Source organism: Burkholderia sp. BC1, assembly GCF_052683555.1.
In genome coordinates, this window is sequence record NZ_JBQYLP010000040.1 from 28333 (window position 1) to 49319 (window position 20987).

Annotated in this window: 19 protein-coding genes; 14 read left to right on the top strand and 5 right to left on the bottom strand. The window is 68.7% G+C overall.

All coding sequences use genetic code 11. The features are described 5' to 3' along the window. Positions 1-35 precede the first annotated feature (35 nt). The 13 genes from ACSHSS_RS19530 (at position 36) to ACSHSS_RS19590 (ending at position 13329) form a co-directional block, all read left to right on the top strand. On the top strand, positions 36-1106 hold the full coding sequence (locus ACSHSS_RS19530) for an aromatic ring-hydroxylating dioxygenase subunit alpha (RefSeq protein ID WP_006413805.1): 1071 nt from the start codon (positions 36-38) through the stop codon (positions 1104-1106). After that, positions 1099-1869, top strand: coding sequence for an SDR family oxidoreductase (locus ACSHSS_RS19535; protein ID WP_105757227.1), 771 nt, complete (start codon positions 1099-1101; stop codon positions 1867-1869). The genes ACSHSS_RS19530 and ACSHSS_RS19535 overlap by 8 nt, the downstream gene beginning before the upstream one ends. A gap of 27 nt (positions 1870-1896) precedes the next feature. After that, a complete protein-coding gene (locus ACSHSS_RS19540) occupies positions 1897-2424 on the top strand; it encodes a cupin domain-containing protein (RefSeq protein WP_006396778.1) in 528 nt (175 codons plus the stop codon). A gap of 18 nt (positions 2425-2442) precedes the next feature. Next, positions 2443-3339, top strand: coding sequence for an alpha/beta fold hydrolase (locus ACSHSS_RS19545; RefSeq protein ID WP_217026365.1), 897 nt, complete (start codon positions 2443-2445; stop codon positions 3337-3339). Then, entirely contained in the window at positions 3336-4190 is an 855-nt protein-coding gene (locus tag ACSHSS_RS19550) for an IclR family transcriptional regulator (RefSeq protein ID WP_048804599.1), read from the top strand. The genes ACSHSS_RS19545 and ACSHSS_RS19550 overlap by 4 nt, the downstream gene beginning before the upstream one ends. Then, positions 4187-4984 carry an SDR family oxidoreductase gene (locus tag ACSHSS_RS19555; protein WP_445545411.1) on the top strand — a complete coding sequence of 266 codons (798 nt, stop codon included), beginning with the start codon at positions 4187-4189 and terminating at the stop codon, positions 4982-4984. Before ACSHSS_RS19550 ends, ACSHSS_RS19555 begins: the two co-directional genes overlap by 4 nt. Beyond that, positions 4977-6644: a thiamine pyrophosphate-binding protein gene (locus tag ACSHSS_RS19560; protein WP_012216808.1), complete on the top strand. Its 1668-nt coding sequence runs from the start codon at positions 4977-4979 to the stop codon at positions 6642-6644. Before ACSHSS_RS19555 ends, ACSHSS_RS19560 begins: the two co-directional genes overlap by 8 nt. Further along, a complete protein-coding gene (locus tag ACSHSS_RS19565; protein WP_012216809.1) occupies positions 6637-7467 on the top strand; it encodes an aspartate dehydrogenase in 831 nt (276 codons plus the stop codon). The genes ACSHSS_RS19560 and ACSHSS_RS19565 overlap by 8 nt, the downstream gene beginning before the upstream one ends. A gap of 77 nt (positions 7468-7544) precedes the next feature. Next, positions 7545-9035, top strand: a complete 1491-nt coding sequence (locus tag ACSHSS_RS19570) for an aldehyde dehydrogenase (protein WP_445545412.1) — start codon at positions 7545-7547, stop codon at positions 9033-9035. Positions 9036-9053: 18 nt separating this feature from the next. Continuing rightward, positions 9054-10016, top strand: a complete 963-nt coding sequence (locus tag ACSHSS_RS19575; RefSeq protein WP_164676081.1) for a VOC family protein — start codon at positions 9054-9056, stop codon at positions 10014-10016. Then, positions 10013-11248 (top strand): NAD(P)/FAD-dependent oxidoreductase, encoded by a 1236-nt coding sequence (locus tag ACSHSS_RS19580; RefSeq protein ID WP_445545413.1) that lies wholly within the window; start codon positions 10013-10015, stop codon positions 11246-11248. Before ACSHSS_RS19575 ends, ACSHSS_RS19580 begins: the two co-directional genes overlap by 4 nt. A gap of 37 nt (positions 11249-11285) precedes the next feature. Continuing rightward, complete coding sequence (locus ACSHSS_RS19585; RefSeq protein ID WP_006413811.1) at positions 11286-12686, top strand: MFS transporter; 1401 nt, start codon at positions 11286-11288, stop codon at positions 12684-12686. A gap of 238 nt (positions 12687-12924) precedes the next feature. After that, positions 12925-13329: a PPC domain-containing DNA-binding protein gene (locus tag ACSHSS_RS19590; protein WP_445545414.1), complete on the top strand. Its 405-nt coding sequence runs from the start codon at positions 12925-12927 to the stop codon at positions 13327-13329. A gap of 35 nt (positions 13330-13364) precedes the next feature. Here the strand turns inward: ACSHSS_RS19590 and ACSHSS_RS19595 are convergent, their stop codons facing one another. From ACSHSS_RS19595 to ACSHSS_RS19610, 4 genes are all read right to left on the bottom strand, one after another. Then, complete coding sequence (locus ACSHSS_RS19595; RefSeq protein ID WP_445545415.1) at positions 13365-14606, bottom strand: DUF2252 family protein; 1242 nt, start codon at positions 14604-14606, stop codon at positions 13365-13367. A 50-nt stretch (positions 14607-14656) separates the two neighbouring features. After that, positions 14657-15943: an Nramp family divalent metal transporter gene (locus tag ACSHSS_RS19600; protein ID WP_006413810.1), complete on the bottom strand. Its 1287-nt coding sequence runs from the start codon at positions 15941-15943 to the stop codon at positions 14657-14659. Between the two features lie 252 nt (positions 15944-16195). Next, complete coding sequence (locus tag ACSHSS_RS19605) at positions 16196-16444, bottom strand: hypothetical protein (RefSeq protein WP_060146160.1); 249 nt, start codon at positions 16442-16444, stop codon at positions 16196-16198. Between the two features lie 625 nt (positions 16445-17069). Next, the gene (locus ACSHSS_RS19610; RefSeq protein WP_445545416.1) at positions 17070-17504 is read right to left on the bottom strand and encodes a universal stress protein; all 435 of its coding nucleotides are present in this window, start codon (positions 17502-17504) and stop codon (positions 17070-17072) included. 365 nt (positions 17505-17869) lie between these two features. Between ACSHSS_RS19610 and ACSHSS_RS19615 the strand changes: the two genes are divergently transcribed. After that, positions 17870-19354, top strand: coding sequence for an amidase (locus tag ACSHSS_RS19615; RefSeq protein ID WP_445545417.1), 1485 nt, complete (start codon positions 17870-17872; stop codon positions 19352-19354). Between the two features lie 64 nt (positions 19355-19418). On the opposite strand, the gene ACSHSS_RS19620 is transcribed toward ACSHSS_RS19615, so the two are convergent. Next, complete coding sequence (locus ACSHSS_RS19620) at positions 19419-20858, bottom strand: carbohydrate porin (protein WP_445545418.1); 1440 nt, start codon at positions 20856-20858, stop codon at positions 19419-19421. Positions 20859-20987 lie beyond the last annotated feature (129 nt).

Here is a 20987-nt window from a genome sequence, read left to right on the forward strand (position 1 = left end):
AGCGACCGACAGACAACCGCATCCGGAGCACACTGATGACGTCCCCCGCACAACACGCATCGCAACACGACCCGGTCCGTGACTATCTCGACCGCGGCATCAAGAACTACTGGTATCCCGTCGCGCCGAGCTGGCAGGTATCGAACGCGCCGGTCGGCATCACGCGCCTGTCCGAGCAGATCGTGCTGTGGCGCGATCAGGACGGGAAGGTCCACGCGCTCGAAGATCGCTGCCCGCATCGCGGCGCACGCCTGTCGCTCGGCTGGAACCTCGGCGGCAGCGTCGCATGCTGGTATCACGGCATCGAAGTCGACGGCAGCGGGACGGTCAACAAGGTGCCGGCGGTCGCGAACTGCCCGCTCGAGGGCACGAAGTGCGTGAAGTCGTATCCGGTCGAGGAGAAGGCCGGCGCGATCTTCCTGTGGTTCGGCGACGACGCGCATCCGGAACCCGCACCGCTGAACCTGCCGGTCGAACTGGTCGCCGACGAATACGCGCATTTCCTCTGCATGTCGAACTGGAAGTGCAATTACCAGTACGCGATCGACAACGTGATGGATCCGATGCACGGCGCGTATCTGCACGCGACGTCGCACTCGATGGCCGAAGGCGACAAGCAGGCCGACATGCGCGTGCGCAAGACCGAGACGGGGCTGATGTTCGAAAAGATCGGCCAGCGCGACGTGAACTTCGACTGGGTCGAACTCGGCGAAACCGGCTGCCTCTGGATGCGCCTCGCGATTCCGTACAAGCAGAAGTTCGGCCCCGGCGGCAACTTCGGGATCATCGGCTTTGCGACGCCGGTCGACGACGACCACTGCCAGGTCTACTTCTGGCGCACGCGCAAGGTCAGCGGCTGGCAGCGCGACGTGTGGCGCTTCATGTACCGCAACCGCCTCGAAGGTCTGCACTGGGACGTGCTCGAGCAGGACCGCTACGTCCTCGAAAGCCTCGCGCCGAATGCGCGCGATCACGAATACCTGTATCAGCACGACGTCGGCATCACGCGCGTGCGCCGGATGCTGCGCCAGCGCGCGCAGGAACATCTGTCGGCGCTCGATGCGCATCGCGCGGCGCAGGCCGCAGCGGAGTCCGCGCATGGCTGAGCACGCACCGGTCGTGTCGCTCGCCGGGCGGCGCGTCGTCGTGACGGGCGGCGCGCGCGGGCTCGGCGCCGCGTTCGTGACGGCGCTCGTCGACGCGGGCGCGCAAGTCGCGTTCGGCGACGTGCTCGTCGACGAAGGCCGTGCGCTCGCCGAATCGCTCGCGCAGCGCGGCCATGCCGCGCATTTCTTCGCGCTCGATCTCGCCGACGCGGCCAGCGTCGACGCATTCGTCGCGCAATGCGCCGCGGCGCTCGGCGGCATCGACGGGCTGATCAACAACGCGGCGATCACGAACTCGGGCGGCAAGGCGTCGACGGAACTCGACGTGCCGACATGGGACGCGGTGATGAACGTGAACGTGCGCGGCCTCTGGCTCGTCAGCAACGCCGCGCTGCCGCACCTCGCGCAGTCGGGCCGCGGTGCGATCGTGAACCTCGCCTCGGATACCGCGCTGTGGGGCGCGCCGAAGCTGCTCGCTTACGTGGCGAGCAAGGGCGCCGTGATCGCGATGACCCATGCGCAGGCGCGCGAATTCGGCGCGCACGGCGTGACGGTCAACGCGATCGCGCCGGGCCTCACCGAAGTCGAGGCGACCGCATACGTGCCCGCGGAGCGGCACGCGTATTACCTGCAGGGCCGTGCGCTGACGCGCGCGCAGGTGCCGGGCGACGTGACGGGCCCCGTGCTGTTCCTGCTGTCCGACGCCGCGCGCTTCGTGACCGGTCAACTGCTGCCGGTCAACGGCGGCTTCGTAATGAATTGATGGTTTTCACTCTTTGAGGAGATGACGATGGCGGACGCCGATATCGAACGCAAATCGTGGGATCAGCCGGAAGGCGCAACGTTCGGCGAGTGGATGGAAGGGCGTGTCGCGCGCTATGCGACGCGCCGCTACGACTGGGACGCGCTGAAGTTCCAGGCCGACTACGACCCGAAGTATCGCCGCGCGCAGATGCGCTATGTGGGCACGGGCGGCACGGGCGTCGCGAAGGACGTGAACACGGTGCCGGCCGGCAACTTCACGTTCTCGACGATGGTGATCCCGGCCGGCAACATCGGCCCGAGCCATATTCACATCGACGTCGAGGAAATCTTCTTCGTGCTGCGCGGCAAGATGAAGGTGATCTGCGAGCGCGACGGCGAAACGTGGGAAGCGATCCTCGGCGAGCGCGATCTGATTTCGGTGCCGCCCGGCGTGTATCGCACGGAGATCAACATCGGCGAGGAAGACGCGCTGATGTGCGTGATGCTCGGTTCGCCGAAGCCGATCACGCCGACGTATCCGCCCGATTCGCCGCTCGCGAAGATCAAGCGCTGACACGGAGCGGATGAAGCGATGAGTGTCGTCGACAAACGAGAACGCGACCGCACCGCGGCGTTCGCCACGCTGCTCGAGCGGTTTCCCGAGCAGCGCTGCGCCTCCGGCGCGGCAGGCACGATCGGTTATCGCGAGGCCGGTGCGCAGCATGCCGGCGCCGCGCTGCCCGTCGTGCTGCTGCACGGGATCGGCTCGGGCGCCGCGTCGTGGGTGCGCCAGCTCGACGCGCTCGGCGCTTCGCGCCGCGTGCTCGCGTGGGACGCGCCCGGCTACGGCGCATCGACGCCGGTGCACGGGGCATCGCCGTCGGCCGTCGATTACGCGGCGTCGCTCGACGCCTGGCTCGATGCGCTCGGCATCGCGCGCTGCGTGCTCGTCGGGCATTCGCTCGGCGCGATCGTCGCGGGCGGCATGGTGCGCGTGAAGCCCGAGCGGATCGCGGGGCTGCTGCTGGTTTCGCCGGCCGGCGGTTACGGCAGTGCGCCGGCCGAGACGCGCGCGTCGCGCCGCGACGCGCGGCTCGCGATGCTCGCGGAACTCGGGCCTGCCGGGCTCGCCGCGCAGCGCAGCGGCAACATGCTGTCGGGCTTCGCGACCGAAGACGCGCGCGCATGGGTGCGCTGGAACATGGCGCGCATCGTGCCGGCCGGCTATGCGCAGGCCACGCATCTGCTCGCCAATGCCGATCTCGCGGCCGATCTCGCCGGGTTTCGCGGCCGCACGGCGGTGGCGGTCGGCGCGAACGACGCGATTACGCCGCCCGCGGCGTGCGAACGCATCGCGGCGGTCGCCGGCGTCGGACTGCAGGTGATTCCGCAGGCCGGCCACGCGGGCTACGTCGAGGCGCCGGACGTCTATTCGGCTTTGATCGACACGTTCTGCCGGCAGTGCGACCTCGAGCGGAGGGCGGCATGAGCGAACCGTTGCAGAGCGCGGCCGAACCCGCGAAGGCCGAAGCGAGCTACGTCGTGCCGGGCCTCGAGCGCGGGCTGCGGATTCTCGCCGAATTCTCGCCGCGCGAACCGGTACTCGGTGCGCCGGAGCTGTCGAAGCGGCTCGGCATTCCGCGCACGACCGTATTCCGTCTGCTGCAGACGCTCGAATCGCTCGGCTTTCTCGAGCGCGCCGACAAGGACCGCAACTACAAGCTCGGCATCGCGGTGCTGCGGCTCGGCTTCGAATATCTGAGCTCGCTCGAGCTGACCGATCTCGGCCTGCCCGTGATCGAAAGCCTGCGCGATGCGACGGGCTTCACGACGCACATCGTGATTCGCGACGGCCGCGACGTCGTGTTCGTCGCGAAGGCGCAGAGCGAGGCGCCCGTGTTCAGTTCGATTCGCGTGAACGTCGGTACGCGGCTGCCCGCGCACGCGACGACGCACGGTCACGTGCTGATGGGCGACCTCTCGCTGGACGCGCTGCGCGCGCTGTATCCGGAAGGCACGCTGCCGCGGATGACGAACGCGACGCCGGACACGGTCGACGCGCTGTACACCATGATCCGCGAGGATGCGCTGCGCGGATACGGCATCAGCAATTCGTCGTTCGAGCGCGGCATTTCGGTCGTCACCGCGCCGGTACGCAACGACACGCAGAAGATCGTCGCCTGCATCACGGTGACGGTGCCGCGCCCGGAGATCGACGCGACGCTGATCGCCGACGGACTGATCGACAAGGTGCGGCGCGCGGCGGCCGAACTGTCGCGGCGGCTCAATTACCGCTCGGACGACGAGCACACGTTTTTGAAGGCTTTGGGACTCCGATGATTCAGATCGATCTGACCGGGCAGGTCGCGGTGGTGACGGGCGGCTCGTCCGGCATCGGCCTCGCGACGGCCGAACGGTTCTTGCAGGCCGGCGCGTCGGTCGCGATTTGCGGCCGCGACGGCGAACGTCTCGCGCGCGCCGAGACGATGCTCGGCGAACGGTATCCGGGCGCGCCGCTGCTCGCCGTGCGCTGCAACGTGCTCGACGAAGCCGACGTGAGCGCGTTCGCGCAGGCCGTGTCGGACCGCTTCGGCCGTACCGACATGCTCGTCAACAACGCCGGCCAGGGCCGCGTGTCGACGTTTGCCGAGACAACCGACGACGCGTGGCGCGACGAGCTCGAGCTCAAGTACTTCAGCATCATCCGCCCGACGCGCGCGTTCCTGCCGATGCTGCGCGACGCGGCTGCGCCGACGATCACGTGCGTGAACTCGCTGCTCGCGCTGCAGCCGCAGCCGCACATGGTCGCGACCTCGTCCGCGCGCGCCGGTGTGCTGAGCCTCGTGAAGTCGCTCGCGACGGAACTGGCGCCGCAGCGGATCCGCGTGAACTCGATCCTGATCGGGATCGTCGAGTCCGGCCAGTGGCGCCGCCGCTACGAGGCACAGGCACAGCCCGGCGAAACCTGGGAAGACTGGACCGGCGCGCTCGCGCGCAAGAAGAACATTCCGCTGAACCGCTTCGGCAAGCCCGACGAGGCCGCCTGGGCGCTTTTTTATCTCGCAACGCATCTGTCGTCCTACACGACGGGCAGCCATATCGACGTTTCTGGAGGCTTTGCACGCCATGTCTAAAAAAACCACGGTTGGCGAGCTGATTGCCGCCTTTCTCGAGCAGTGCGGCGTGAAGACCGCATTCGGTGTCATCTCGATCCACAACATGCCGATCCTCGACGCGATCAACACGCGCGGCAACATCCGCTACGTGGGCGCACGCGGCGAAGCGGGCGCGGTCAACATGGCCGACGGCCTCGCCCGCGTGTCGGGCGGCCTCGGCGTCGCGTTCACGAGCACCGGCACCGCGGCCGGCAATGCGGCCGGCGCGATGGTCGAGGCGCTGACGGCCGGCACCGCGCTGCTGCACATCACCGGGCAGATCGAAACGCCGTACCTCGATCAGGATCTCGCCTATATCCACGAAGCGCCCGATCAGCTGACGATGCTCGACGCGATCTCGAAGGCCGCATTCCGCGTGCGGACCGTCGAAACCGTGCTGCCGACGATCCGCGAAGCGGTGCGCATCGCGCAGACCGCGCCGACGGGCCCCGTGTCGGTCGAGATTCCGATCGACATCCAGGCGGCCGAGATCGAATGGCCGGAAGACCTCGCGCCCGCGCACGTCGCGGTGCGCGAGCACGACAGCGAGCGCGTCGCGAAGCTCGCCGACGCGCTCGCGTCGAAGCGCCGTCCGCTGCTGTGGCTCGGCGGCGGCGCGCGGCATGCGCGCGCCGAAGTCGAGCGCTTGGTGAAGCTCGGCTTCGGTGTCGTCACGAGCGTGCAGGGGCGCGGCGTGCTGCCCGAGGATCATCCGGCGACGCTCGGCGCGTTCAACGTGCATGCGGCCGTCGAAGCGTTCTACAAGACCTGCGATGCGCTCGTCGTCGTCGGTTCGCGGCTGCGCGGCAACGAAACGCTGAAGTACAAGCTCGCGCTGCCGCAGCCGCTGTTCCGCATCGACGCGGACGCGCTCGCCGACAACCGCGGCTATCGCAACGCGCTGTTCGTGCACGGCGATTCGAAGCGCGTGCTCGCCGAGCTCGCCGACCGCCTCGAAGGCCGGCTGTCGGTCGATCCGCAGTTCGCGGTCGATCTGGCCGGCGCGCGCGAACAGGCGGTGGCCGACGTGTCGAAGGGGCTCGGGCCGTACAAGCAGCTCGTCGACACGCTGCAGAACGCGGTTGGACGCGACTACAACTGGGTGCGCGACGTGACGATCTCGAACAGCACGTGGGGCAACCGGCTGCTGAAGATCTTCGAACCGCGCGCGGGCGTGCATGCGCTCGGCGGCGGCATCGGCCAGGGCATTCAGATGGGGATCGGCGCGGCGCTCGCGGGCAGCGCGGCGAAGACGGTGTGCCTCGTCGGCGACGGCGGTTTGATGGTGAACGTCGGCGAGCTCGTCACGGCCGTGCAGGAAAACGCGAACGTCATGATCGTGCTGATGAACGATCAGTGCTACGGCGTGATCCGCAACATCCAGGACGCGCACTACGGCGGCCGCCGCTGCTTCGTGCAACTGCACCAGCCCGATTTCGCGCAGTTCTGCGCAAGCTTCGGCCTGACGCACTACCGCATCACGTCGCTCGACCAGGCCGAAGCGGTCGTGCGCGAAGGCCTCGCGAAGCAGGGCCCGGTGATGGTCGAAGTCGACATGCTGTCGGTCGGCTCGTTCGCTTCCGCGTTCGCGGGCCCGCCGGTGAAGAAGGAAGCGCCGGAGGAGCGCCAGTATGCGTAACGGCCACGCGCACCACGGGCATGGGCCCGTCGACGTCGCGATGATCGGCTTCGGTGCGATCGGCGCGGCCGTCTATCGCGCGGTCGAGCACGATGCGTCGCTGCGCGTCGCGCACGTGATCGTGCCCGAGCATCAGCGCGACGCCGTGCAGCGCGATCTCGGCGGCGCGGTGGACGTCGTGTCGTCGGTCGACGCGCTGGCCTGCCGCCCCGAGTTCGCGCTCGAATGCGCGGGCCACAGCGCGCTCGTCGATCACGTCGTGCCGCTGCTGAAGTCGGGCACCGACTGCGCGGTGGCGTCGATCGGCGCGCTGTCCGATCTCGCGCTGCTCGACGCGTTGTCGCAGGCCGCCGACGAAGGCGACGCGACGCTGACGCTGCTGTCGGGCGCGATCGGCGGAATCGACGCGCTCGCGTCCGCGAAGCAGGGCGGTCTCGACGAGGTGCTGTACGTCGGCCGCAAGCCGCCGCTCGGCTGGCTCGGCACGCCGGCCGAAGCGTTGTGCGACCTGCGCACGATGACGGAGGAAAAGGTGATCTTCGAAGGCACGGCGCGCGATGCCGCGCGGCTGTATCCGAAGAACGCGAACGTCGCGGCGACCGTCGCGCTCGCCGGCGTCGGCCTCGATGCGACGCGCGTGCGCCTGATCGCCGATCCGGCCGTCGCGCGCAACGTGCACCGCATCACCGCACGCGGCGCATTCGGCGAGATGTCGCTCGAAATGAGCGGCAAGCCGCTGCCCGACAACCCGAAGACGTCCGCGCTGACCGCATTCAGCGCGATCCGCGCGCTGCGCAATCGCGCGGCTCGCTGCGTGATCTGACCGGGCGATCGAACCGCGCGCCCGTTCTTGCCACGGCGAGGGCGGCTGCGCAGAGACAGACTTGTGGGACTTGTGAAATGACTCCATTCGATACGAGCCTCGTGCCCAACGGCGACATCCTGATCGGCGGCGAGTGGCGGCGCGGCCGTGGCGCGCCTTACGCGAGCGTCTATCCGGCCGACCAGTCGCTGAACCTGGAAGTGTCGACCGCGAGTGCGGAAGACGCGGCCGACGCGATCGTCGCGGCCGACGCCGCATGGCGCCGCGCGGACTGGGCCGGCCTCAAGCCGCATCAGCGCGCGCTCGTGCTGTACCGGATCGCCGATCTAATCATGCAGCGTCACGAAGCGCTCGCGCATCTGCAGCGCCGCGACAACGGCAAGCCGATCGGCGAGACGCGCGTGCTGGTCGCGAGCGCCGCGAACACGTTCCGCTACTACGCCGCGTGCCTCGAAACGCTGGACGAAGACCTGACGCCGTCGCGCGGCGACTATCTGACGATGAGCGTCTACGAGCCGATCGGCGTGATCGCCGCGATCACGCCGTGGAATTCGCCGATCGCGTCCGACGCGCAGAAGCTCGCGCCGGCGCTCGCGGGCGGCAACGCCGTCGTGCTGAAGCCGGCCGAAGTCACGCCGCTCGCCTCGCTCGCGCTCGCGCGCATCTGCGAGGAAGCCGGCGTGCCGAAGGGCGTGCTCAGCGTGCTGCCGGGCAAGGGCTCGGTGATCGGCGACGTGCTCGTGCGCCATCCGCTCGTGAAGAAGGTGTCGTTTACGGGCGGCACCGAAGTCGGTCGCGGCATCGCCCGCATTGCGGCCGAGAAGCTGATGCCGGTGTCGCTCGAGCTCGGCGGCAAGTCGCCGACGATCGTGTTCGACGACGCCGATCTCGATCATGCGGTCAACGGCGTGCTGTACGGCATCTTCAGCTCGTCGGGCGAAGCGTGCATCGCGGGCTCGCGGCTCTTCGTGCAGCGTTCGGTATACGACGCGTTCATGAAGCGGCTCGTCGACGGCGCGCGCAAGCTGCGCGTCGGCGATCCGGCGCGGCCCGACACGCAGATGGGGCCGCTGATCACCGCGAAGCATCGCGAGTCGGTCGAACGCTACGTCGCGCTCGGGCTCGACGAGGGCGGGCGGCTGCTCTGCGGCGGCGAACGGCCGACCGGCGACGGGCGCGAGCACGGCTTCTTCTATCAGCCGACGATCCTCGAAGGTCTGTCGAATCGCGCGCGCATCTGCCAGGAGGAAATCTTCGGGCCCGTCCTCGTGGCGATGCCGTTCGACGACGAGGCGTCGCTGATCGAGCAGGCGAACGACAGCGTGTTCGGCCTCGCGGCCGGCATCTGGACGCGCGACTACAAGCGAGCGTGGCGCGTCGCGCGCGCGCTCGAGACGGGCACGGTCTGGATCAATACGTACAAGCTGTTCTCGATCTCGACGCCGTTCTCCGGCTGGAAGGAGAGCGGGATGGGCCGCGAGAAGGGCCGTCTCGGGATCCGCGAATACATGCAGCAGAAGAGCCTGTACTGGGGCTTGAACGACGCGCCGCTGCCGTGGGCGAACTGAGCGAAGGGGAATCACGCAATGACCATCTTGGGTATCGAGCAGATCACGTACGGCGTCGACGACCTCGCGACGTGCCGCCGCTTTTTCGCGGACTGGGGACTGAAGGAAGTCGCGCATGACGAGACGCACGCGCGCTTCGAAACGATGAACGGCTGTACGGTGCGCGTCGTCAAGGCCGACGATCCGGCGCTGCCGCCCGCGTTCGAGAGCGGCCCGACGCTGCGCGAGGTCACGTGGGGCGTCGCGACGCAGCCGGAACTCGACGCGCTGCGCGGCAAGCTCGCCGGCCAGCCCGGCTACTACGCGCACGACGATGCAATCGGCTGCATCGATCCGAACGGAATGGCGATCCGCATCGAGGTCACGCGCAAGCGGGCGCTCGACATCACCGGTTCGCCGTCGAACGTGTGGGGCAAGACGCTGCGCGTCGACCAGCCGAGCCCCGTCTATGCGCGCGCGGAGCCGGTCGAAGTCGGGCATGTCGTGTTCTTCACGAACTGCCTCGACGAGCAGGAGCGCTTCTATCACGAGCTGCTCGGCTTCGAGACGTCGGACCGCTATCCGGGCCGCGGTGCGTTCATGCGCTGCGCGCCGCACGGCGGCCATCACGACCTGTTCCTGCTCGCGCTGCCGAACGGCAAGCGCGGCCTGAACCACGTCGCGTTCACCGTGCGCGATATCCACGAAGTGTTCGGCGGCGGCCTGCACATCGACCGCTGCGGGTGGCAGACGCAGCTCGGGCCCGGCCGTCATCCGGTGTCGTCGGCGTACTTCTGGTATTTCCAGAATCCGGCCGGCGGCCTGATCGAGTACTACGCGGACGAAGACGTGCTGACGCCCGAGTGGCAGCCGCGCGAATTCGAGCCGGGCCCGACCGTGTTCGCCGAGTGGGCGGTCGACGGCGGCCTCGACGGCAACACGCGCCGGCAGAAGGACGCCAAGGCGCCGGAAGGCAAGTTCATGACGGAGCGCAAATCATGACCGACGCGAACACCGATACGCCGCGCACGATCGTCGTGATCGGCGGCGGGCAGGCGGCCGGCTGGGTACTGAAGACGCTGCGCGCGGAAGGCTATGCGGGCCGTCTCGTGATGATCGCCGACGAGCCGCATCTGCCGTACGAGCGCCCGCCGTTGTCGAAGGCCGTGCTGGCCGGCGACGCGGACATCGAGACCGTGCGCGTCGTGCGCCCGGACGAGTTCGACGCGCTGAACGTCGAGGCCTGGCAGCCCGAACGCGCGGCATCGATCGACCGCGCGCGGCGCGTGGTGAAGACCGCGAGCGGCCGCGAGATCGAATACGACCGCCTCGTGATCGCGACCGGCGGCACGTCGCGCCGGCTGCCCGACGCGATCGTCCATACGTCGAACCTGCACTACCTGCGCACGCTCGACGAGGCTGCCGCGCTCGGCGAGAAGCTGCGCGCGAGCCGCCGCGTGCTCGTGATCGGCGGCGGCTGGATCGGCCTCGAAGTCGCGGCGACCGCGCGCAAGCTCGGCGTCGACGCGGTCGTCGTCGAAGGCGCGCCGCGGCTGTGCGGCCGCTCGGTGCCGCCGATCGTGTCGGATTTTCTCTGCGATCTGCATCGCGCGAACGGCGTCGACGTGCGGCTCGGCGCTGCGCTCGCGTCGCTCGACGCGCAGCCGGACGACGCGTCGAAAGTACGCGCGACGCTCGCCGACGGCACGACGATCGACGCCGATTTCGCGGTGGCAGGCATCGGTCTCGCGCTCAACGCGTCGCTGGCGAGCGACGCGGGGCTGGCCGTCGACGACGGCATCGTCGTCGACGAGTTCGGCGCGACGAGCGATCCGGTGATCTTCGCGTGCGGCGATGTCGCGAATCATCACAACGGCTGGCTGAAGCGGCGCGTGCGGCTCGAATCGTGGGCCAATGCGCAGAACCAGGCGATCGCGGCCGCGAAGGCGGTGCTCGGCGTGCGTGCGGCGTACGCCGAAATTCCGTGGTTCTGGTCCGATCAGTACGACGTGAACCTGCAGATCCTCGGCGATCTGCCGGCCGATGCGCAGCTCGTCGTGCGCGGCGATCTCGCCGCGCGCCGCGCGACGCTGTTTTTCCTCGGCGATGGGCATGTGAGAGGTGTCGTCGCCATCAACAACGCGCGCGAACTGAAGCTTGCGCGCAAGTGGATGAACCAGGGCCGGGCAGTGGATAGGGAAGCCCTGGCAGACACGACCAAGGCGCTTGCCTGAGCGGCCAGACCCACACGAGTTCCAGGAGACACCCCGCATGAGCACTTTCGACAACGTCGTGGCCGGTCGGGCCACGATGGAAGCTGCCGCCTCCACGCCCGGCGCGATCATCGCGCGGCTCGAGCGGCTTCCGGCCAATGCGATGCAGATCCGCGCGCGCGTGCTGATCGGCACCGCGACGTTCTTCGACGGCTTCGACGTGATCACGATCGCGGCGACGCTGCCGCTGCTGATTCACAAGTGGGGCTTGTCGCCGACGCAGATCGGCATGCTGATCGCATCGGGCGCGATCGGTCAGCTGATCGGCGCGTTCCTGTTTCCCGCACTCGCGGAAAAGCACGGCCGCGTGAAGGCGATCGCGTGGAGCTCGGCCGTGATCGGCATCACGAGCATCGCCTGCGGCTTCGCGCCGACGTTCGAGGTATTCGTGCTGCTGCGGATCCTGCAGGGGCTCGGGCTCGGCGGCGAATTGCCGGTCGCCGCGACCTACATCAACGAGATCACGCGCGCGCATGGCCGCGGCCGTTTCGTGCTGCTGTACGAGATCGTGTTCCCGATCGGCCTGCTCGTGTCGATGGCGCTCGGCGCGTGGCTCGTGCCGCGCTTCGGCTGGGAGATCATGTACTTCGTCGGCGGGTTGCCGCTGCTGCTCGCGCTCGTGCTCACGCACGTCGTGCCCGAATCGCCGCGCTGGCTCGCGTCGCGCGGGCGGCTGGCCGAGGCCGGCCGCGCGGTGAGCGCGTTCGAGACCTCGGTGCGCGGCGAGCTGCCGCCCGTCACGCAGACGGCCGCGTTCGACGAAATGGTGCGCCAGCATCCAAAGCGCCGGATGCTCGACCTGTTCAGCCGCGCGTACCGCAAGCGCACGCTCGCGATCGCAACGTTGTGGGCGACCTGCGGGTTCATCCAGTACGGGCTGTCGACGTGGCTGCCGACGATCTACAAGAACTTCTATCATGCGCCGCTGCAGCTCGCGCTGAATCTCGCGGTGATCGGCTCGGTGATGGGCGTGCTCGGTTCGCTGGCCTCCGCGCTGCTCGTCGACAAGCTCGGCCGCAAGCCGGTGATCGTGTGGTCGTTCGTGTTGTGCGCACTGTCGCTGGCGCTCGCGGGCGTCTATCACGCATCGTCGGTGTACGTCGTCGCGACGTTCTGCTCGCTGTCGCTCGGTCTGATGGCGTCGGGCTTCATTACCGCGTACGTCTATACGCCGGAGCAGTATCCGACGAGCATCCGCGCGTCGGGCTGCGGGCTCGGCAGCGCGTGGCTGAAGATCGCATCGTTCGCGGCGCCGATGATCGTGCCGCACGCGATCATCGGCGGCGATCTGAGCCCGGCGTTCTATCTGCTCGGCGCGGTGCCGCTGATTGCGGCCGTCACCGTGTACTTCGTCGGGATCGAGACGAAGGGCAAGGTGCTCGAAGCGCTCGAGGCGTAAGCGCAGCCGGCCGCGATGGCCGGCGTGCCGCATGAAACACGGAAGGCCCGGACCCGTCCGGGCCTTGTTGCGTGCGCGCAGTCGCGAGCGCGCGCGCTGAACGGCGGTCGCCGTATCGATGTCACGTCGCTCCGCCGCTCGCGCCCGTGCGCTGCCGCATGTGCGCCGGCGGCGCACTTGCCGGATCTCAGCGTCGAACGTACGCTTGGTCGACACCTTCCTTTCGCAGGTATCGACGATGCAAGCCCATCCTCTGCGTCTTTCCCCCGGCGACGATCTGCGCGCGTCCATCGAGCAGGCGCTGCGGCGGCTCGGCGCGCACGCGGCGTTCGTGCTGCAGGGCATCGGCAGCCTCGACGTCGCGCAGTTGCGTTTCGCCGGCGTCGACGCGCCGACCGAACTGCGCGGCGATCTCGAAATCCTCACGCTGGCCGGCTCCGTTTCGCCGGACGGCGCGCATCTGCATATGTCGGTGTCGGACGCACGCGGGCACGTATCGGGCGGACACGTCGCGCGCGGCTGCATCGTGCGGACCACAGCCGAGATATTGCTCGCGCTGTTGCCCGAGCATGGCTTCGCGCGCGAACCGGACGCGCGCACCGGTTTCGACGAACTCGTGATTCGCACGAACGACGGCCGCTGATCGGGCGCGGGCCGCGAGCGAGGCGTATCGTCGGCTCAGCCTAGCGTCTTGCCGAGCACGTAGCGCCGGCAATGTTCGAGATAGGCTTCTTCGTGCGTGGCCATCAATTCGATGATGCTGCGCCACAGCCATGAGGGCGCGTCGACGGTCTTCGCGTGCTGACTGCGCAGCGCCGCGCGCCATGCCCGTTGCGTCGCGCCGTCCATCTGCGCCGCATGCGCGCGGCCGATCACGCGCGCGAGATAACGCGCGGCCGCAATCGCGTCGTCCTCCGACAGCCGTTCCGCTTCGAGCTTCAGATCCTGCGGCATCAGTTCGCGGATCACGACCGAATGCCCGTCGAGGCGCGCCGCGCACATCCGGCTGCCGAGCATCGGCGACAGATGGCGCGCACCTTCGACCACGCGCTGGGCCGCATCGCGCGGCATTTGCGCGCCGCGATACATCGGCGCCTTGGCCGCCGCGGCTTCCTTGATGTCGATCAGGCAGGGCGGGTGGCCGTCCGCACAGCCGTCGTCGATATCGAGCATGACCGCGAAGCGCCGCCGCCCGAGCGAACTGCAGCCCTTGACCCAATACGCGGCGTCGAGCACTTTCATCTTCGCGTTGCCGCGCGCCGTGGGGCTCAGCGCCGCGCCGATCGGGGACACCGAGGCCGATTCGAACAGCGCGTGAATCGCGGCGCGCTCGTCGTCCGACAGCGGCCAGAAGCGCTTGCCGAGCGGGATGCGCGGCGCGGCATCGCGGACCGTCTGCCGATCGAGCTTGCGCCACGAACGATGCAACGCCGCCTTCATCGCGATCTTCACGGCCGCCGGACGCGCGTCGCCCTCGCCGTCGTTGCGTCGGCGAGGATCGAACGCCTGTTCGTAGCCGGCGATCAGCGCTTCGATCATTCGCCACGTGATGATGCCGGGCAGATCGGAGCTGCGCGCCGCGGTCGCGACGGAGAAGCCGAGCCGCAGCAAGTCGTGCGCCGGGTTGCCGATCACGCTCTGGTCGAGATCGCGAATCTGCACCGCGACTTCGCCGGTTTTGTCCGCAACGGGGCCGAGATTGCCGAGATGGCAGTCGCCGCCGATCCAGACGGCCGGGCCGTCTGGCACCGCGCCCGAGCGGTGCTCCGCGAGCCACGCATAGAAGCGCTCGGCGCTGCCGCGTGTGAAGGTGTGGATCGAGCGCGCCATCTTGCGGCTGCGCAAGCTTGCGAGCACCTGCGCGCGCGCGTCGCTGGCAGGCAGCGCCGATCGCCCGGCTTTCTTGCCTTTCTTGGTCACGATCCCCTCCGTTTTGCTCTCGTGTGCCGAGCGTCGGGCAAGCGCGCGGCCTAGCCCGGCACGAACACGCCGAGTGCGGCGATCGCCATCGCGAACGTCGCGATCCATCCGCCCCATTTCAGCGCGCCTTTCACCGCGAATTCGCCCATGATGCGTGTGCTGCCGGCCATCAGCATCATCACGACCATGATCGGCGCGGCCGTGACGCCGTTGATGACGGCGCTCCAGTACAGCGCGCGGATCGGATCGAAATGCATGAAGGTGATCGCGATGCCGCCGACGGTGGCGAGCGCGATGACCGCGTAGAACTCGCGTGCGACGCCGAACTCGAGTGCGAGGCTGTTGCGCCAGCGGAACGTGCCGGCCGCCGCATACGCAGCCGATCCGGCGAGCACCGGCAGCGCCAGCAGCCCGGTGCCGATGATACCGAGCGCGAACAGCACGTAGGCGAAGTGTCCGGCGAGCGGTTCGAGCGCGCGCGCGGCATCGGCGGACGTCTTGACGTCGATGTGATGCGCGTTGAGCGTGGCCGCCGCCGTCAGCGTGATGAAAAACCCGATGACGTTCGATACGCCCATGCCGACCCACGTGTCGACACTGATGCGGCGCAACTGCGCCGGGGCCTGATGCGGTGCGCGACGCAATGAGTGCGCGTGCGGCGCGGCCTCCAGTTCCTCGACTTCCTGCGAGGCCTGCCAGAAGAACAGGTACGGGCTGATCGTCGTGCCGAGCACGGCGACGACCGTCGTGAAATAGGCCGCGCTCGGCTGCACGTGCGGCCGCACGAGCGCGCGACCGACTTCGCCCCAGGGCACGGGCACGATCAGCGCCACCGCCACGTAGGCGAGCAGCACCAGCGCGATCCATTTGAGCAGGCGCGCGTAGCGTTCGTACGGAACGAAGATCTGCAGCAGCACCGACACGCCGCCTAGACAGACGACGTAAAGCTGTTGCGGGCCGTGCAGCAGCAGGTCGACGGCGGCGCCCATCGCCGACAGGTCGGCCGCGATGTTGATCACGTTCGCGATCAGCAGCAGCGCGACGGTCGCATACAGCAGCCAGCGCGGATAGTGCGCGCGCATGTTCGACGCGAGGCCCTTGCCGGTCACGCGGCCGATGCGCGCGCTGACGAGCTGGATGGCCGTCATCAGCGGATACGTGAGCAGCAGCGACCACAGCAGCTCGTAGCCGAATTGCGCGCCGGCCTGCGAGTACGTGCCGATGCCGGACGGATCGTCGTCGGCGGCGCCTGTGACGAGTCCGGGCCCCAGGCGTCGCAGCCACGTTACGGCGTGCGGGCGATCCGCCGCCGGATTGCTGGACTCGGTGTCGTTCATGATCGCGGCCCGTGGGGAGGGGGCAATCGAGGGGCAATTCCTGTGCCCGCGCGCGGAGGGCAGCGGTGCAGGCGCGGTTTTCAGGAAGCCGAGCGCGCCGCACGAAAGGCTCGGCGTGATCGTTGCGGATTCAGTTGAACGGGCAGTGCGGCGGGAAAAGACGACGACGGCGAGCGCAGTCGCCGTCGTTTCGCATCGTCGGCGGGAGGCTTGGGAGCGCGGCGGTCGGCAGGCGCCCGCCGGCCTGCGGCGTCAGCGAGCCGCCATCGCGACATCCTGATCGGCGCGTCCCGTCACGAGACAGCCCGACATGAACGCTTCGCGCTGACTGTCGGCGGCGGCGCTGCCGAAGCCCCGGCCCAGCGCGTCGTACCGCACCTGGTCGGCCCGCTCCGCACACGCGGCCGGGCCGGCGTCGCGGCCTTGCGCGTGCAGCATCGCGCGATCGCCGATCAGGTAAACCAGCAGCGCGAAAAATGCGATGTGTACGACTCGTCTCATGGTTCGTCTCCTTGTGGTCCAAGCGTAACGCGGACGCCCTACGCCGAGCACTTGGGGCTTCCCCCGGTAAACGTCTGCTGAAAGGGCGCGGCCGGTGCCTTGCGGCGGCCGTTTTTGCGCTACGGCAGCTTGCGGCGGGTAGCGGAACCGGCGCGCAAGAGTGCGGCGATCGACGCGAGTTTGACGAACATCAGAGTGCTGGCACCGCGAGACGGTCGTATTGCCGATCGCGGCGATAGCATGAGCTCATGCGCTGACGGAACGCGCTGGGCGACAAGCGGTAAGTGGCATGCGCTCCGGTTCCGGTCGAGCGTGTACGTGTCCAACCTATCGCTATCGAACAGTGAGGAATCCAAATGCTTAACGTCACATCCGTCCTGATCAGCATGGCGCCGTTGTGGGTAATCCTGCTGCTCGCGTCTTCCACGGCGACCTATCTCGTGTTCTGGCGCAAGGCCATCAAGTAAGCGCGGCGCCGTGCATTGCGCGATGGCCAACGGCCGACCGGAGTCCGTCCGCCGGCATCGTCGGCATCGGCACGCGTGCGCCGGCCGTGTCGTTCGCGATGCAGCGCGTCAGACGTCGGCGCGCACGACGTGCTCGCCAAGCCGGCGCACGGCGATGCTCAGCGCACCGCCGTGATCGGCACGTTCGAGATGCGCATGAGGCGGTCCATCACGCTGCGTCCGAACATCGACATCACCGCGTGCAACGGATCACGCTTCGGCGCCACGACGACGATTTCATCGCAGCCCGTCTCGGCCGCGGCTGCCGCGATCGACGCGGCCACCGGCCCGACCTTCCGCACGACGCTGTACCGAACGCCGGCTTCCTGCAGGATCCGCCGCGCGCTCGCGAGGTCGTCGTTCGCGAACTTCTCCTCGATCGATCGCAGTCGCGACAGCGGATGAAACGCTTCGAGCCGTGTGGCCTCGAGCGGCGGCTGGACGTTGACCAGCACGACTTCCGACGCGCACCGCTCGCGGTAGAGGAACGCCGCGTGGCGAACCGCCTGAAGCGAACGGGGAGCGTGACCGACCGGAACCAGCAGCTTGAGCATCGACGGTATCCCGTAATCGAGAGGCTTTCAGCGTAATGCGCGATCGCGGCGAGCGGTCTAAAGAGTCCGCACGGCAGCGTAAAAATGTCGTTAACGCTGACGATCGTGTTGCGCTTATTGGAAATATAAGAAATTTAAGTTTATGCGCATAAACGATTTCACCGATCGGCTGCGCGGCACGGCGACGCGCTGGATCGCTGCGCCGATTCAGTCGGATTCTCGATGAATGTCCGTGGAAAATATCGGAGGTCGCGTCGCGCGCGTCGCGTAGAGTAGAGCGTCGACGACCGGCGCGCCGCGCGCGCGCCGCGACGCGCGGCCGTCACGATACGGCCCGGCTTCCCATTCGATTTCAGGAGACCCGCATGCCACACGGCGCCCCGTCGCTTCTCGCTCCCGCATCCGTTCCCGTCGATCCGATCGTGCGCCTGTCGGCCGGCGAACTCGCCTCGGCGATCCGCAGCAAGGCCGTGTCGTGCGTCGAGACGATGCGCGCGTATCTCGATCACATCGAGCGCGTGAACGGCGCCGTGAACGCGATCGTCGCGCTGCGCGAGCGCGACGCGCTGCTCGCCGAAGCCGCGGACAAGGACGCGGCGCTCGCGCGCGGCGAGTATCACGGGTGGCTGCACGGGATGCCGCAGGCGCCGAAGGATCTCGCGATGACGAAGGGGCTCGTGACGACCTACGGCTCGCGGATCTTCAGCGATCACGTGCCGCAGGCCGATTCGGTCGGCGTCGCGCGCATGCGCGCGGCCGGCGCGATCTTCATCGGCAAGACCAATACGCCGGAGTTCGGCCTCGGTTCGCATACGTTCAACGACGTATACGGCGCGACGCGCAATCCGTACGACCTGACGAAGAGTGCAGGCGGCAGCAGCGGCGGCACGGCGGCCGCGCTCGCGTCGCGGATGCTGCCCGTCGCGGACGGCAGCGACTTCGGCGGCTCGCTGCGCAATCCGGCCGCGTTCTGCAACATCTACGGCTTCCGCCCGTCGCAGGGCCGCGTGCCGCGCTGGCCGGGCGTCGACGTCTACATGCAGCAGCTCGGCATCGAAGGGCCGATGGGCCGCACGGTCGGCGACGTCGCGCAACTGCTCGCGATCCAGGCCGGCTACGACCCGAACGATCCGTTGTCGCTCGCCGACGATCCGGCCGTGTTCGCGCAGCCGCTCGAGACGGACGTGAAGGGCACGCGCGTCGCCTGGGTCGGCGACTGGAACGGCTATCTCGCGACGGAGCCCGGCGTGCTCGCGCAGTGCGAGCACGGGCTTGCGACGCTGCGCGACATCGGTTGCGACGTCGATGCGGCGTTGCCCGCGTTCGCGCCGGAGCGCATCTGGCGCCTGTGGCTCGCGCATCGGCATCTGCTGTCGGGCGGCGGGCTGCTCGCGCACTATCGCGATCCGGCGCGCCGCGCGCTGCTGAAGCCGGAGGCGATCTACGAGGTCGAAGGGCTGCTCGCGATGCAGGGCGCCGCGGTGTTCGACGCAAGCGTCGAGCGCACCGCGTGGCATCAAGCCGTGCTGCGCTTTTTCGAGCGCTACGACTTCATCGCGGCGCCGACCGCGCAGGTGTTTCCGTTCGACGTCGAGCAGCGCTGGCCGAAGGAGATCGCGGGGCGCGCGATGGACACCTATCATCGCTGGATGGAAACGGTCGTCCCGTGGACGCTGGCCGGCTGCCCGGTGATCAGCGTGCCGGTCGGCTTCAACGAGGCGGGGCTGCCGATGGGGATGCAGCTGATCGGGCGGCCGCGCGCCGATCTCGCCGTGCTGCAGCTGGCGCGCGGCTACGAACGCGCGGCCGACTGGGTCGGCCGTCGGCTGCCGGCGTGGATGGCCGCGTAACGCGTCGATGCGGTTCGCCGCCGGCCGCCGTGCAGGCCGCCCCGCGCATGCGCGCGGGCCGCCGTCAGAACGTGATGGTCGTGCGCACGCCGAGCACGAACGTGTTGTGCAGCGGCGCGCGCGGATCGTCCGGATTCTGGCCTGCGCCCGCATTGAACGTGTATTGCGCATCGGCCTGAATCTGCCACCACGGCGCGACCTGGTAGTTGTAGGTCGCTTCGAGCGCGGTTTCGCTGCCGCGCACGCCGTACGGCGCGCCGCCAAAGGCGCGCGCATCCTCGTCGAGCGCGCGTGCATGGCGGCCGACTTTCACGTAGGTGAGCGCGAGGCCGGCGGAATCGTTGTCGCGACCGGCGAACGGCGCCTTCAGCACGACGCCGAGGTTTGCGGCGGCACTGACGACGTTGCGGTCGCCGGGCGCCGCCATCACGCGGGCGAACACACCAAGGCTGCGCGGACTGTCGGGGCCTGCGCGCCACACCATCTGATCGGCGACTGCATAGACGCTGTAGTCGCCATGGCGCGGCCGGCCGATGCCGGTCGAATCGGCGCTGGCGAGCGAATGGCCGGCCGTGTCGTCGCGCTGATCGGCGAAGCTGCCGCTGTGATACCAGACGCCGAGCTTGTAGGTGCCGGGCAGCGCGCCCGACTTCGCCGCGCCGCCGGCCGCACCGTCCTGATTGATCGCGTACTGCAGTTCGCCGATGAACAGCGCGCCGTTGTGCAGGTTGAAATTGGTGCCGCTGTGATTGTCCGGATTGTTGCCGAGCGGATCGCCGTCGAACACGCCGGCCAGTGCGGTCAGCGACGGCGTCAGCTTCGCGCGCACGCGCACGCCGAGCGCCGACAGCGGATACGCAGGGCCGCCGCTCGGCAAATCGTATGACGGCAGCGCGGGCCAGCCGAACATCGTGTTCATGAACGTCGCCGAGTACGTGCTCGTCAGGAATTCCTGATCGACGGCCTGCTGGCCGATCTTCACGTCGACGCGATCGTCGAGCAGCGACTGCTGATACCAGAGTTCCCACAGGCGCGTGGCGGCGTCGGCTTCGGTGCCGCTCGCGGTGTTCAGCGTGCCGAGATGGCTCGGGCTGAACTGTCGGCCGTGGATCTGCAACGCGCTCGCGTTGAAGCTGCCGCCTTTCCAGCCGAACGCCTTCTCGGTGTCGAGCCCGAGCGTCACCGTCGTGACGCCGTGATAGCCGACGCCGCGCTCGAGCCCGCCGTGCAGGTTCGCGAGCAGCTCGCTCGTTTCGGTCGCCGCGAGCGTGACGCCGTACTTGCCGAGCCATGGACGAAGGCCGCCGATGTCGCCGAGCAGCGTGTCGCGCGTCCAGAGGTTGTCTGCCTCGGCGGCCGGTTCGGCGGAGGTCGGTGCCTGCTGCGCGGCGGCGGTGCCCGCGAGCAGCTGGGCCGCGCAGGCCAGCGCCGCGATGCGCAGGCGACGCGGTACGCGAACGGGCACGGCGGCGGGCGAGGTTCCGGGCAGCGAAACGGACGACATGATTTTCCTTGCGGGACGGACGGTGGACGAACCGCGCGGCGGCGCGGGCACAGCAACGCGAAGCGGGGCGAATCGTAAGAAACGGCGGTGGTCGCGTCAATCGCTGCGACGCGCAATCGGGCGCATTGA